Annotated in this window: 11 protein-coding genes; 5 read left to right on the top strand and 6 right to left on the bottom strand. The window is 72.2% G+C overall.

Annotated features, from left to right (window positions below; translation table 11 throughout):
• Window positions 1-16 precede the first annotated feature (16 nt).
• From AB0K35_RS24745 to AB0K35_RS24720, 6 genes are read right to left on the bottom strand one after another with little or no spacing between them, the layout of a single operon-like run.
• Window positions 17-862, bottom strand: coding sequence for a PmoA family protein (locus AB0K35_RS24745; protein WP_363887945.1), 846 nt, complete (start codon window positions 860-862; stop codon window positions 17-19).
• Window positions 859-1,539, bottom strand: coding sequence for a hypothetical protein (locus AB0K35_RS24740; protein ID WP_363887942.1), 681 nt, complete (start codon window positions 1,537-1,539; stop codon window positions 859-861). The genes AB0K35_RS24745 and AB0K35_RS24740 overlap by 4 nt, the downstream gene beginning before the upstream one ends.
• 4 nt (window positions 1,540-1,543) lie before the next feature.
• A complete protein-coding gene (locus AB0K35_RS24735) occupies window positions 1,544-2,443 on the bottom strand; it encodes a carbohydrate ABC transporter permease (protein WP_238670724.1) in 900 nt (299 codons plus the stop codon).
• Entirely contained in the window at window positions 2,443-3,426 is a 984-nt protein-coding gene (locus AB0K35_RS24730; protein ID WP_238670630.1) for a sugar ABC transporter permease, read from the bottom strand. The genes AB0K35_RS24735 and AB0K35_RS24730 overlap by 1 nt, the downstream gene beginning before the upstream one ends.
• 30 nt (window positions 3,427-3,456) lie before the next feature.
• Window positions 3,457-4,806 (bottom strand): extracellular solute-binding protein, encoded by a 1,350-nt coding sequence (locus AB0K35_RS24725; protein WP_363887938.1) that lies wholly within the window; start codon window positions 4,804-4,806, stop codon window positions 3,457-3,459.
• Between the two features lie 19 nt (window positions 4,807-4,825).
• Window positions 4,826-5,956 (bottom strand): LacI family DNA-binding transcriptional regulator, encoded by a 1,131-nt coding sequence (locus tag AB0K35_RS24720; protein ID WP_363887935.1) that lies wholly within the window; start codon window positions 5,954-5,956, stop codon window positions 4,826-4,828.
• Window positions 5,957-6,192: 236 nt separating this feature from the next.
• On the opposite strand from AB0K35_RS24720, the gene AB0K35_RS24715 reads away from it, so the two are divergent.
• Genes AB0K35_RS24715 through AB0K35_RS24695 form a run of 5 tightly spaced genes read left to right on the top strand, consistent with a single transcriptional unit; the run spans window position 6,193 to window position 12,969 of the window.
• Window positions 6,193-7,521, top strand: a complete 1,329-nt coding sequence (locus AB0K35_RS24715; protein WP_363887932.1) for a Gfo/Idh/MocA family oxidoreductase — start codon at window positions 6,193-6,195, stop codon at window positions 7,519-7,521.
• A 25-nt stretch (window positions 7,522-7,546) separates the two neighbouring features.
• Window positions 7,547-8,980 carry a glucuronate isomerase gene (gene uxaC, locus AB0K35_RS24710; RefSeq protein ID WP_363887929.1) on the top strand — a complete coding sequence of 478 codons (1,434 nt, stop codon included), beginning with the start codon at window positions 7,547-7,549 and terminating at the stop codon, window positions 8,978-8,980.
• Complete coding sequence (locus tag AB0K35_RS24705) at window positions 8,977-10,281, top strand: enolase C-terminal domain-like protein (protein ID WP_238670625.1); 1,305 nt, start codon at window positions 8,977-8,979, stop codon at window positions 10,279-10,281. The genes uxaC and AB0K35_RS24705 overlap by 4 nt, the downstream gene beginning before the upstream one ends.
• Window positions 10,272-11,765 carry a mannitol dehydrogenase family protein gene (locus AB0K35_RS24700; RefSeq protein WP_363887925.1) on the top strand — a complete coding sequence of 498 codons (1,494 nt, stop codon included), beginning with the start codon at window positions 10,272-10,274 and terminating at the stop codon, window positions 11,763-11,765. Before AB0K35_RS24705 ends, AB0K35_RS24700 begins: the two co-directional genes overlap by 10 nt.
• 25 nt (window positions 11,766-11,790) lie before the next feature.
• Window positions 11,791-12,969 (top strand): Gfo/Idh/MocA family oxidoreductase, encoded by a 1,179-nt coding sequence (locus AB0K35_RS24695; protein ID WP_363887923.1) that lies wholly within the window; start codon window positions 11,791-11,793, stop codon window positions 12,967-12,969.
• The last annotated feature ends 11 nt before the right edge of the window (window positions 12,970-12,980 follow it).

The raw sequence follows: 12,980 nt of genomic DNA, 5'->3' as shown, positions 1-12,980 counted from the left end.
GGACCGCTGGGCACTGTCACCGCACTGCCGCGACCAGGGCCGCCACGCCGTCCCGGTCGAGGGTCCCGTCGGCCACCCACACCTGGTACCGGCCGTGCCGGCTCCCACCGGCCGGCACCACCGCCGGACTGTCGAACGCGAACGCCACACAGACCCCCGGATACATTCCGGTCCGCACGAACCACCGGTCGGCGCGGCCGAGGCCCGCGAAGACCAGTGTGTACGCCCCGGCACCCGACCGGACGCCGGTCAGCGCGAGCCACGGCGCCGCGCCGCCGTTGACCGTCTCCTCGCCGGCCGCGTCGGCGGTGAACACCGCCGGTTCGCCGTCGGCGGCGGCCCGCCAGAAGAACCCGCCGTACCCGGCCCCGCCCGGGCGGCCGTTGGTGGCCGGGCTGCCCAGCCGGATCTCCCGGTCGTCGGGGGCGACGAGGACGGACTCCAGGTCGAGCCGCCAGGCGTCCGGCGCGACCACCGACGCGGTGAGCCACCTCCGCTCGGTCAGCAGCACCCTGCCAGCCCAGTCACGCCACTGGAGATCATGCGCGTACCGGCCCGGGGACCGTTCGACCTCACCGGTGTGCGCGATGACGCCGTGGTCGTCCCGCCAGGTGTAACCGACGTCGCGGACGTAGGTGCGCCCGCCCCAGAGGTTGCTGCCGTCGACGTCCTGCACCGCGAGGGACGCGCCGAGGTGCCACACGTGGTCGGCGGGGAGCGCGTCGGTGACCACGGTTCCGCCGAGCGTGCGTACCGGGTGCAGATACGGTCGGGGCCCGTGCCGCGCGTCCACCGCCGGGTCGAGCACGTACTCGGCCACCTCCGTGGCCCCGACCGTCAGCCGCACCGGCTCCCCGCTCACGGCAGCTCCCGACGACCGGCGACGGCGACGGCGACCGGGACCGGCCGACGGGCGTCGGGGGCGGCTGGTCTCTGCCGGCCTCCGGCGACGGAGACCGGCCGGCGGGCGGCGACTGCGTGCAGGGCGGCCACCGTGTAGCCGGCGAGGATCGGCACCGCGACAGGGGTGACCAGGACGGTGAGCAGCCCGGCCAGCGCGACGACGCCGGTGAGCGCCGCCCAGCGGGTGGGCGCGTCGAGGCAGGCGCGGGCGGCGCAGCGGGCCGAGGCCCGCCACCGCCCGCCCCCGTTGCCGCCCACCTCGACGACGACGAGCCCGCCGTACCCGGCCAGGCCGGCCGCGATCAGCGCCGTCACCAGCAGCGCCGTCGGGCCGCCCGGCACCCGGCCGGTGGCCAGCGCCGCCAGGTCGGCGGCGAGCAGCGCCGCGCCGACCAGCGCGAGCAGGCTGACCGGCACACCGGGCAGCACCGCGCGGCCGAACCGGCGCACTGTCGTGCGCGCCGACGGCCAACTGCCGGTACGCGTCCAGTCGTGCACCGCCGCGCTGGCGGTGCCCGCCGCCGCGGCGGCGGTGAGCAGAGGCACCGCCGCGAGGGTCAACAGGATGCCCAGCAGCGCCAGGTCGGCGGCGTCACGGGCGACGTCGCGCCAGTCCCGCCGCCCGCCGGTGTCCACGGGTTCAGCCCTTGATGCCACTGGTGTTGATCCCCTCGACGAGCATCCGCTGGAACGCGACGAAGAACAGGAAGACCGGCAGCAGCGACAGCACCGACATGGCGAACATCGGGCCGACAGCGCTCTGGCTGGTCGAGTCGATGAACAGGGTCAGCGCGACCGGGACCGTGTAATCCTCCAGTTGGGACAGGAAGACAAGCTGGCGGAAGAAGTCGTTCCAGGTCCAGATGAACGAGAAGATCGCCGTGGTGACCAGCGCCGGGCGGCTCAGCGGCAGGATGATGTGCCGGAAGATGCCGAACGGGCCGGCGCCGTCGATGCGGGCCGCCTCGTCCAGCTCCCGGGGGACGCCGCGCATGAACTGCACCATGAGGAAGACGAAGAACGCCTCGGTGGCCAGGAACTGCGGGATGAGCAGCGGCAGGTAGGGCCAGTCGCCGCCGACCAGCCCGAGCGTGCGGAACAGGATGTACTGCGGAACGATCAGTACGTGCTGGGGCAGCAGCAGTGTGCCGATCATGACGGCGAACCACATGCCGCGCAGCCGGAACCGCAGCCGGGCGAAGGCGTACGCGGCCAGCAGGCAGGAGAGCCCGTTACCGACGACGGTGAGCAGGCTGACCATGGCGCTGTTGAGGAAGAACCGGCCGAAGCTGACGTCGAAGTTGGACCACCCGGCGGTGTAGTTGCCCGGGGTGAACCGCTCGGGCAGCAGCCCGACGTTGTTGACGATCTCCTCCTGGGACTTCAGCGAGGTGCCCACCATCCAGATCAGCGGGTAGAGCACCACTGCGACGATCGCGACCAGGATCAGCAGCCGCAGCACGGGCCGTCCGCCGGGCCGTCGGCGCGCGTTCGGCGGCGCTGCGGTCGGCGCTGTGGTCGTCGGGGTCACCGTCACCATCACCGGTCCTCCCCGTCGGAGTAGTGCACCCAGAACCGTCCGGTGCTGAAGAAGATCGCGGTGATGACCGCGATGGCGAGCAGGAACACCCAGGCCATCGCCGAGGCGTAGCCCATGTTGAGGTCGGTGAAGCCGGTGATGTAGAGGTTCAGCGTGTACATCAGGGTGGAGTCGACAGGGCCGCCGGTGCCGTTGCTGAGCACGAACGCGGCGGTGAAGCCCTGGAAGCCGTTGATGGTCTCCAGCACCAGGTTGAAGAAGATGACCGGGGAGAGCATCGGCAGGGTGACGTTGCGGAACTGGCGGAACCGGTTGGCACCGTCGACGGACGCCGCCTCGTACAGCTCGGTGGGCACCTGCTTGAGCCCGGCCAGGAAGATCACCATCGGTGCGCCGAACTGCCAGATGGCCAGCACCATCAGTGTTTCGAGGGCCCAGTCGGGGTCGTTCACCCACGGTTTGCCGGTGATGCCGAAGAGACTCAGCAGCGAGTTGAACGCGCCGTCGCGGTTGAACATGTTGACCCAGACGATGGCCAGCGCGACGCTGCCGCCGAGCAGGGACGGCAGGTAGAACAGCCCGCGGAACAGCCCGACGCCGCGCCAGGCGCGGTTGAGCAGCAGCGCCACGCCGAGCGCCGCGGCCAGCTTCAGCGGTACGGCGATCAGCGCGAAGGTCACTGTGACCCGCACCGCGTGCCAGTACGACGGGTCGGCGGTGAACATCCGTTCGTAGTTGGCCAGCCCCACCCACTCCACCTCGGAGAAGGGGGTGAGGATGTCGTAGTTGGTGAAGCTCAGGTAGAGCGACAGCAGCATGGGAATTGCCGTGACACCCATCAGGCCGATGAGCCACGGCGACAGGAAGACGTACCCCGCCAGACCTTCGCTGTGCCGGAAGCGTCCGGGCCCACGCCTCTCAGCGTGGGCCCGGTCGGATCCGGGGCCGCGTCGGGTCGGGTCGGGTGCCGTGGTCAACGCCACGAACAGCTCCTCTCCTCGCCTCGCGGGCGGTCAGGCGATGGCGGACTTGCACGCCTCGACGAACTGGGCGGCGGCCTCGGCGGGGGTGGCCCGGCCGTACTGCGCGTTCTCGGCCGCCTTGATCAGCTCGGACTTCACCTTGCTGTGGCCCTTGATCGGCACCTGCGGCGACTCGCCGAACTTCTGGGTCAGCTCCGCCTCGACGGCGATGGACTGCTTCATGGCCGGGTCGGTGGTGTCGTCGCTGACCACCCGGCGCAGATCCAGGTTGGACGGCAGGCCACGGTCGGTGCCGAGCAGCTTGACCGCTTCCATGTCGTTGTTCAGGAAGTTGATCACGTCGACCGCGATGTCCTTGTTCTTGCTGCCCTTGAACACCGACCAGTACATCGAGGCGCGGGCCCACTGCGCGCTCGGGTCACCGGGGTAGGCGATCACGCCCAGCTCGTCCTTGGTGTTCTTCTTCAGGTCGGGCATCTGGTTGGCCCAGACCCAGGAGGTCGCCGACTTACCGGTGACCACCAGTTGCTTGGTGACGTCGCTGGAGTTGCCCTCGTGGATGACGTCGGCGCTCGGGGTGGCCTTGCGGTCCCGGGCGCCCTTCCACAGGTCGAACCACGTGGTCACGTCCTCGGCGGTGAAGCCCAGCTCCTTGCCCTTGTAGAGGTCCTTGCCCTGTTGGCGCAGCCAGACCCAGAGCGCCTTGTAGTCGGCGCTCGGGTCCTGGGTGCCGGGCACCTTGGTCTTGGCGGTGACCTGCTCGGCCCAGGCGATGTGCTGCTCCCAGGTCATCCCGGTGGTCGGCTCGGGCAGGCTGTGCTTGGTCAGCAGCGTCTTGTTGTAGACCAGACCCTGGGTGTTCTCCCCGGCGGCCAGGCCGGCGAGCTTGCCGTCGACGACGCCGTACTGCCAGAGGCTCTTGGGGAACTTGGAGGTGTCCAGCTTCCCGGACTCCTGATACGAGGTCAGGTCGAGCGTGGTGTTGCGGGCCGCGTACTCGGCGAGGTAGTTGTCGTCGATCTGGAACAGGTCCGGCGGGTTACCGCCGGCGGTGAGCGTTGCCAGCTTGTCGAAGTAGCCCTGGTTGGCCTGCCAGGTCTTCTCGAATGTCACGTTCGGGTGCTTCTTGGTGTAGAGCGCGAGGGCGTCCTCGGTCAGCTTGGCCCGGGCGTCGCCACCCCACCAGAAGATGGAGAGCTTGACCGGCGCGTTCGGGTCGGCGGCGCCGCCGCCGTCGTCTCCGCAGGCGGCGGCGCCGAACATCAGCGGTGCGGCGACCGTCACGGCGAGCAGGCCACGCAGCAGGCGCCGCCGAGGCAGCGGGGTACGGTGGGCGCGCCCGACGGGCGCGTCAGTGGTGGGGGGCGTTGCGGGGTGCATGTGCGCTCACTCCTCGGCATTAGGAGGCGACGGCGTCACCGGTGGCCGCAGTCGGGATGCCCGGGTCCGCAGGGCAATGCGGGCCCGGGCCACGTGGTGCGGCCAGGGGACGTGCCGGTCGGGCGTACGGGCCCGGGCCGGTCGAGTCGCGGATGACCAGGTCGGTCTGGAGCATTACCTGTGCTGTGGTACGACGGACGCCGAGCGCCGTGCCGGCACCGGCCCCCCGCGCGGCGCGCGGTGACTCGATGTCCTGTTGCAGCAGCATGTCGACGGCCGTCCGGCCGGCGGCCCCGGTGGGTGTGGCCACCGTCGTCAGTTTGGGGCGGGTCAGCCGGCTCAGGGTGATGTCGTCGACCCCGACGACGCTCACCTCCTGCGGCACCCGGACCCCGAGCGCGTCCAGCCCTTCGATCAGGCCGATCGCCATCAGGTCGTTGTAGGCGAGCACTGCCGACACACCACTGCGTCGCACCTGCTCGGCGACGGCGGAGCCGCCGACCTCGGTGGGCGCGTTGGGGCCGAGCATGGTCAGCTCCGCGCCGCCGGCTCGGGCGGCCGCGGCGGCGGCACGGCGCATCTCCCGGTTGGTCCACGAGCTGCGCGGGCCACCGAGCAGCGCGATGCTGCGGTGTCCCAGGCCGACCAGGTGCTCGATCGCTGAACGGGCGCCCTGCCCGACGTCCATCAGTACGCAGGGCAGGCCGGTCACCTGGCGGTTCACCACGACCAGCGGCACCTCGCGGCTGAGTTGCTCGATCAGGCTGTTGCTCATCCGAGGGCTGCACAGCAGCACCCCGTCCACCTGCTTCGCGAGGGCGTGGACCAGTTCTTCCTCGGCGGTCGGGTCCTCGTTGGTGTCGGCCACGAAGACGTGGTAGTCGCGGTGCCGGGCCTGACTCTCCGCCGCCTTGATCAGCGGCGGAAAGAACGGGTTCGCGATGTCCGCGATGATCAGCCCGATGTTGTGTGTCCGCCCGGTGATCAGGGCCCGGGCGGCGCGGTTGGGCCGATAGCCCAGATCCTCCGCGCAGGCCAGCACCCGGACCCGGGTCTCCGGGTTGACCAGGTGTGGAGCGGAGAAGGTGCGGGACACGGTGGAGATGTGCACACCGGACGCCCGGGCGACGTCCCGGATGGTGACTGGCACGGCGACCCCTTCGTCCGATGTGGTGGCGGTCACGCAGGTGTGGCCCATTAATGCAAACGGTTGCGCCAGTGTCAACGGTCAATGGTTACGGCTTCGTTGCACCCACACTCCCCCTAGTGACTTGCTGCCCCTCAAACGCTGACAAATGACGCCGATCCCGCTGTCGTCGTTGACGCGAACGGATCGATCGTGATTACTTCATTGCAAACCTTTGCAGCATCACGGGAGGCGACCGCATGTCACCGAGAGCCGCCGGACGGGCCCGGTACGCCGTCGTGGGCACCGGCGCGCGGGCCGAGATGTTCGTCCGGGCGCTGGTGCTCGACCACGCCGACACCACCGAGCTGGTCGCCTTCACCGACGTCAACCAGGCCCGCATGGACGCGCACAACCGCTGGCTGGGCGAGCTGGGTCACCGCCCGGTGCCCACGTACCCGGCCGGTGACTTCGCGGTCATGTTGGACTCCGAGCGCGTCGACGTCGTCCTGGTCACCAGCGTGGACGTCACCCACGACGAGTACGTGGTGGCAGCGCTGCGTGCCGGCCGGGACGTCGTCACCGAGAAACCGATGACAGTGGACGTGGCCCGCTGCCGGCGCATCCTGGACGCGGTGACCGAGACCGGCGGCCGGGTGACTGTCGCCTTCAACTACCGCTACAACCCGCTGCACGAACAGGTTCGCCGGCTGCTCGCCGAGGGCGCGGTCGGCGAGATCGGCTCGGTGCACTTCGAGTGGCTGCTCGACGTCCGCCACGGCGCCGACTACTTCCGCCGCTGGCACCGCGACAAGGCCACCTCCGGCGGGTTGATGGTGCACAAGGCCAGCCACCACTTCGACCTGGTCAACTGGTGGCTGGCCGCCACACCCGTCGAGGTGTACGCGGCCGGCCGACTCTTCTTCTACGGCGCTGACGGTCGCCGGCACGGCTACGCCCGCGACTACGACCGGGCGCACGGCTCCCCCGCCGCCGTCGACGACCCGTTCGCGCTGCGGCTGGACGCGCACCCCCGGCTGCGCGAGCTGTACCTCGACGCCGAGGCCGAGGACGGCTACCAACGCGACCGCAACGTCTTCGCGCCCGGGGTGAGCATCGAGGACGACATGGCGGTGCTGGCCCGCTACTCCACCGGCGCCACCATGACCTACCACCTCACCGCGTACGCGCCCTGGGAGGGCTACCGGGTGATGGTCAACGGCAGCCGGGGCCGACTGGAGCTGGACGTGGCCGAGAACGACTACGTCGACAGGGGCACCTCCGGCGCGGTCAAGGGCGCCGCCCTGCACGGCGTCGAGGCGCCGGCCGAGGGCGGTGGTGCGACGCTTACCCTGCGCCCGTTCTGGGCCCCGCCCCGGCAGATCCCGGTGGAGGGTCGCAGTCGGCACGGGCACGGTGGCGCGGACGCCCGGATGACAGGGGTTCTCCTCGGCGGTCAACCCGACCCGTTGGGCCGCGCCGCGACCGCCGACGACGGCGCGTTGGCCCTGCTCACCGGTCTGGCCGCCAACCGGTCCTTCGAGACCGGCCAACCCGTCCGCGTCGCCGACCTGCTCACCCCCCGCTGACACAGGAGACGAGGAGCCCCACTCCGTGCCCACGTTCGACCACACCGACCTGCTCCTGCCGCCCGAGCCGGGCCAGCGCGCGCTGGCCCGGGAGCTGTACGCCCTGGCGGCGGAGCAACCCATCATCTCGCCGCACGGGCACGTCGACCCGGCCCTGCTCGCCGAGGACCGCCCCTTCCCGGACCCGGCGCAGTTGCTCATCGTGCCCGACCACTACCTGACCCGGATGTTGCTCAGTCAGGGCGTGCCCCCGGCGGATCTGGGGGTGCCCACCCGCGACGGCAGCCCGGTGGAGACCGACGGCCGGGTGATCTGGCGACGCTTCGCCGCGCTCTGGCACCTGTTCCGGGGCACCCCGTCGCGACTCTGGCTGGAACAGACCTTCCGCACCGTGTTCGGGGTGCACACCCCACTGCGTCCCAGCACCGCCGACGCCCTCTACGACGAGATCGCGGCCCGGCTCGCCGAGCCGGACTTCCGGCCCCGGGCGCTGTTCGAGCGGTTCAACATCGAGGTCCTCGCGACCACCGAGTCACCGCTGGACGACCTCGCGCAGCACGCCAAGCTCGCCGCCGACGGGTGGGGTGGGCCGGGCGGCCGGGTGGTCACCACGTTCCGCCCGGACGACGTGGTGGACATGGAGTTCGAGGGCTGGTCGACAAACGTGGACCGTCTCGGCGATCGGGCCGGCGAGGACACCGGCACGTACGCCGGCTACCTGGCCGCGCTGCGGGCCCGACGCGCCGCGTTCATCGCCGCCGGGGCCACCTCCTCCGACCACGGTCACCCCACCGCGCGCACCCTGGACCTGACCCCGGCCGAGGCCGAGCGGCTCTACGACCGGGGCCGGCGCGGCGAGGCCGACGCCGCCGACGCGGAGGCGTTCCGGGCGCACATGCTCGTGGAGTTCGCCAGGATGTCGCTCGACGACGGCCTGGTCATGCAACTGCACCCCGGCGCGGTGCGCAACCACAACCGGTGGTTGCACGCCCGGCACGGCCGCGACGTCGGCGGCGACATCCCACAGGCCACCGAGTACGTGCACGCGCTCGCCCCGCTGCTGGAGCGCTACGGCAACGACCCCCGGCTGCGACTGGTGCTCTACACCCTCGACGAGGACACCTTCACCCGCGAGTTGGCGCCCCTCGCGGGCGGGTACGCCGCGCTGCTGCTCGGCGCGCCCTGGTGGTTCCTGGACTCCCCGGAGGTGCTGCGCCGGTTCCGGGAGACGGTGACCGAGAGCGCCGGCTTCTACAACACCACCGGGTTCGTCGACGACACCCGGGCGTTCTGTTCCATCCCGGTACGCCACGACGTGGCCCGCCGGGTGGACGCCGGCTTCCTGGCCCGGCTCGTCGCCGAGCACCGGCTGCCGATGGACGAGGCCGCCGAGACCATCGTCGACCTGGCGTACCGGCTGCCCAAGCGGGTCTTCAACTTCGGAGGACACCAGCAATGACGGTCACCATCACCTCCGTCGAGGTGCACGACGTGCGGTTCCCCACCGCCGCCCGGGGCGACGGCTCCGACGCGATCAACCGGGGTGACTACTCGGCGACGTACGTGGAGCTGGGCACCGACGCCGGCCCGACCGGCGCCGGGTTCACCTTCACCAACGGCCGGGGCAACGAGATCACCTGCGCGGCGGTGCGTGCCCTGGCCCACCACGTCCAGGGGCGCACCATCGAGGAGATCACGGCCGAGCCGGTGGCGTTCTGGCGCTCGCTCAGCGCCGACGTGCAGCTGCGCTGGCTGGGTCCGGAGAAGGGCGTCATCCACATGGCGACCGGCGCGCTGGTCAACGCGGTGTGGGACCTGCGGGCAACACTGGCCGGCAAGCCGATGTGGCGCTTCCTCGCCGAGCTGCCCACCGACGACCTGGTGGCCAGCATCGACTTCAAGCACATCACCGACGCGCTCACGCCGGACGAGGCAGCCGCCATCCTCGACAAGGGACGTGACGGGCTGACCGACCGGTTGACGGCCCTCGAACGTGACGGTTTCCCGTCGTACACCACCTCGGTCGGGTGGCTCGGCTACCCGGACGACAAGGTGCGGGCGCTGACCCGGCAGGCGTACGCCGACGGCTGGCGGGCGATGAAGATGAAGGTCGGCGGTCCGCTCGCCGACGATCTGCGGCGGGCCCGGATCATCCGGGAGGAGATCGGCCCGGGCGCGCTGTTGATGATGGACGCCAACCAGGTCTGGGACGTCGACGAGGCGATCACCGCGATGGCGGCGCTGGCCGAGGTGGACCCGTACTGGATCGAGGAGCCCACCCACGCCGACGACATCCTCGGGCACGCCCGGATCGCCCGCGCGGTGACCGAGTTGACCGCCGGCCGCTGCCGGGTGGCCACCGGGGAGGTGGCCGCCAACCGGGTGATCTTCAAACAGTTGCTCCAGGCCGAGGCGATCGGGGTGATGCAGGTCGACGCCTGCCGGGTCGGCGGCGTCAACGAGGTGCTGGCCGAGCTGCTGCTGGCGGCGAAGTTCGGCGTGCCGGTGTGCCCGCACGCCGGTGGCGTGGGCCTCTGCGAGTACGTCCAGCACCTGGCGATCTTCGACTACCTGCGGGTGGGCACCGGCCTGGACGGCCGGATGATCGAGTACGTCGACCATCTGCACGAACACTTCGTCGATCCGGTGCGGACCCGCGGTGGCCGTTATCTGCTGCCCGAGCGGCCCGGTTACAGCGCCACCATGAAGCCCGCGTCGATCGCCGAGTTCCGCTTCCCGGACGGTCCGGCATGGCGGTGACCGTCGGGGCCTCCCGGCTCGGCCTGGGCATGCTGCGCCGCCTGCCCGCCGAGGCCCGCCCGCTGATCCGGCCGGGCACCGTGCCGACCGGCGTCGTACACCTGGGGTTGGGCGCGTTCCACCGGGCCCACCAGGCCGTGTTCACCGAGGCTGCGGTCGGCGCGGCCGGGGGCGACTGGGGCATCGTGGCCGTCGCGCCGCGCAGCACCGCAGTGGTCGAGGCGATCGCCGCGCAGGACAACCTGTTCAGCGTCAGCGCCCTCTCCGCGGCCGGCAGCTCCACCCGGGTGGTGGGTGCCCTGAGCGGCGTCCGGCACGCGCCCAGCGACCCGGACGCCGTGGTGGCGTTGCTCGCCGACCCGGCGGTCCGCGTGGTGACACTGACCGTCACCGAGAAGGCGTACCAACTCGACCCGGTGACCGGCCGACTGTCCCCGGACTCGGCGCTCGCCGCGGACCTGGCCGGCGGCGGAGCGCCGACCACTGTGCCGGGGCTGCTGCTGCGCGGGCTGGCCGCCCGGGCCGCCGCGGACGCCGGGCCGGTGGCGCTGGTGAGCTGCGACAACCTGCCGGCCAACGGTCGGCGACTGCGCGGCATGCTCGACCAGGCGGTCGGCCGGGCCGCCGGGGTGCCCGCCTGGCTCGTCGAGTGGGTGGCCGGCAACGTCACCTGCCCGGGCACCATGGTGGACCGGATCGTGCCGGCCAGCACCCCGGAGACGATCGAGGCGGCCCGGCTTGCGCTGGGAGTGACCGACCTGGCCGCGGTGGCTGCCGAGCCGTACGCGCAGTGGGTGATCGAGGACGATTTCCCCGGCGGCCGGCCCGGCTGGGAGTTCGCCGGGGCGGTGCTCACCGAGGACGCCGGTCCGTGGGAGCGGTTGAAGCTGCGGGCCCTCAACGGGGTGCACTCCGCCATCGCGTACCTCGGAGCGTTGGCCGGTCGGGAGACGATCGCCGACGCGCTGGAGATCCCGCACCTGCGTGACGTGTTGCGCCGGCTGGTCGCCGAGGACGTGGCGGCCAGCTTCACCCCGCCGGACGGGGTGCGGGTCATCGACTACGGCGAGCAGGCCCTCGCCCGGTTCGGTAACCCGGCGATCCACCACCGCACCCTCCAGGTGGCGATCGACGGCTCCCAGAAGCTGCCGCAGCGCGTCCTGCACACCATCGCCGACCTGCGCGCGGCCGGGCGTTCCGCGCGCTGGGGCGCGCTGGTCGTGGCGTCCTGGTTGCGCTTCGCGCTGGGGTACGCCGACGACGGTCGGCCGTTGCCGCTGCAGGACCCACTGGCCGGGCCGATCCGGGCCGCGCTGGACGCCGGGGCGCAGAGCCCGGCGGGCGCTGTCGACGCGGTCTTCGCGCTGCGCGACGTCATCCCGCTGGAGGTGGCCGAGGACGACGAGGTCCGCGCCGACGTGATCGCCTGGCTGACCGCGTTGGAGCGGCACGGCGTCGAGGCCACCCTGGCCGGTGCCCGGTGACCGGGTCCACCCGGACCGGCCGGCGGTGAGCGGGGCGACCCCGCCGCCCCGGGTGGCGGTGATCGGGGCGAACGGGCACGGTCGCTGGCACCGGCGGGTGATCGCGCCCCTGCACGCCGCCGGTCGACTGCGGTTGGTCGGCCTGGTCGACGTCCGGCCGGTGGAGGACGACCCGGAAGCCCCGGTGCCGCCCGGGGTGGCGGTGTTCACCGACCACCGGTCGATGCTCGCCGCCACCCGGCCGGAGGTGGTGGTGATCTGCACGCCGCCGCACACCCACCTGGCGATCGCCCGCGACGCCCTGGCCACCGGCGCGGACCTGCTGCTGGAGAAGCCCCCGGTGCTGTCGTTGGCCGAGCACGAGGAGCTGACCTGGGCCCTCACCGCCGCCGGTCGGGTGGCCCAGGTGGGCTTCCAGGCGCTCGGCTCGGCGGCCCTCACCGCGCTGACCGACGCGCTCGCCGCCGGCCGGTTGGGCACTGTCACCGGCATCTCCGCCATCGCCGCGTGGCTTCGGCCGGACGCCTACTACGCCCGCTCTCCCTGGGCCGGTCGACGGAGTGTGGACGGCCGACCCGTGCTGGACGGCGCGCTCGTCAACCCGCTCGCGCACGCGGTGATGCAGTGCCTGGCGATCGCCGAGGCGCTCGCCGGGGCGACGCCGTGGCCGGTCGCGATCGAGGTGGAACGCTACCGGGTCCGGCCGATCGAGGTGGAGGACACCGCCGTGCTGCGGGTGCGGTTCCGCGCCGGGCCGCCGGTGCTGGTGGCGGTGACCCTGGCCGCCGAGGAGTTCGTGGCGGGCGAGGTGGTGGTGACCGGTACGACGGGGCAGGCGGTGCTGGAGTACCCGACCGACCGGTTGCGCCTGCCCGGGGATGTGGTGACCCGCCGGGTGCCGGGGCGGCTGGGGCTGCTGGAGAACCTGCTCGCCCACCGGGCCGACCCGTCGGGCGTTCCACTGATAGCACCGCTGGCCCGTACCGCGCCGTTCACCGCGCTGCTGGACGCTCTGCGGCCCGCGCCGGAGCCCCGGCTGCTCGACGGCGGGCTGGTGACCACCAGCGGCGAGGGCGGGGAGCGGGTCCGCCACCTGCGGGGCGTCGTCGACGTGTTGCGCCGGGCGGCCGAGCGGGGGGCGCTGCCGAGCGAACTGGGGGTGCCGTGGGCGTCCGGCGCGTACCGCGCCGAGCTGACCGGATAGCGGTCAGACAC

The organism is Micromonospora sp. NPDC053740 (genome assembly GCF_040677775.1).
Classification (GTDB): domain Bacteria; phylum Actinomycetota; class Actinomycetes; order Mycobacteriales; family Micromonosporaceae; genus Micromonospora; species Micromonospora alfalfae.
This window is presented reverse-complemented; position numbering and strand designations above follow the sequence as displayed.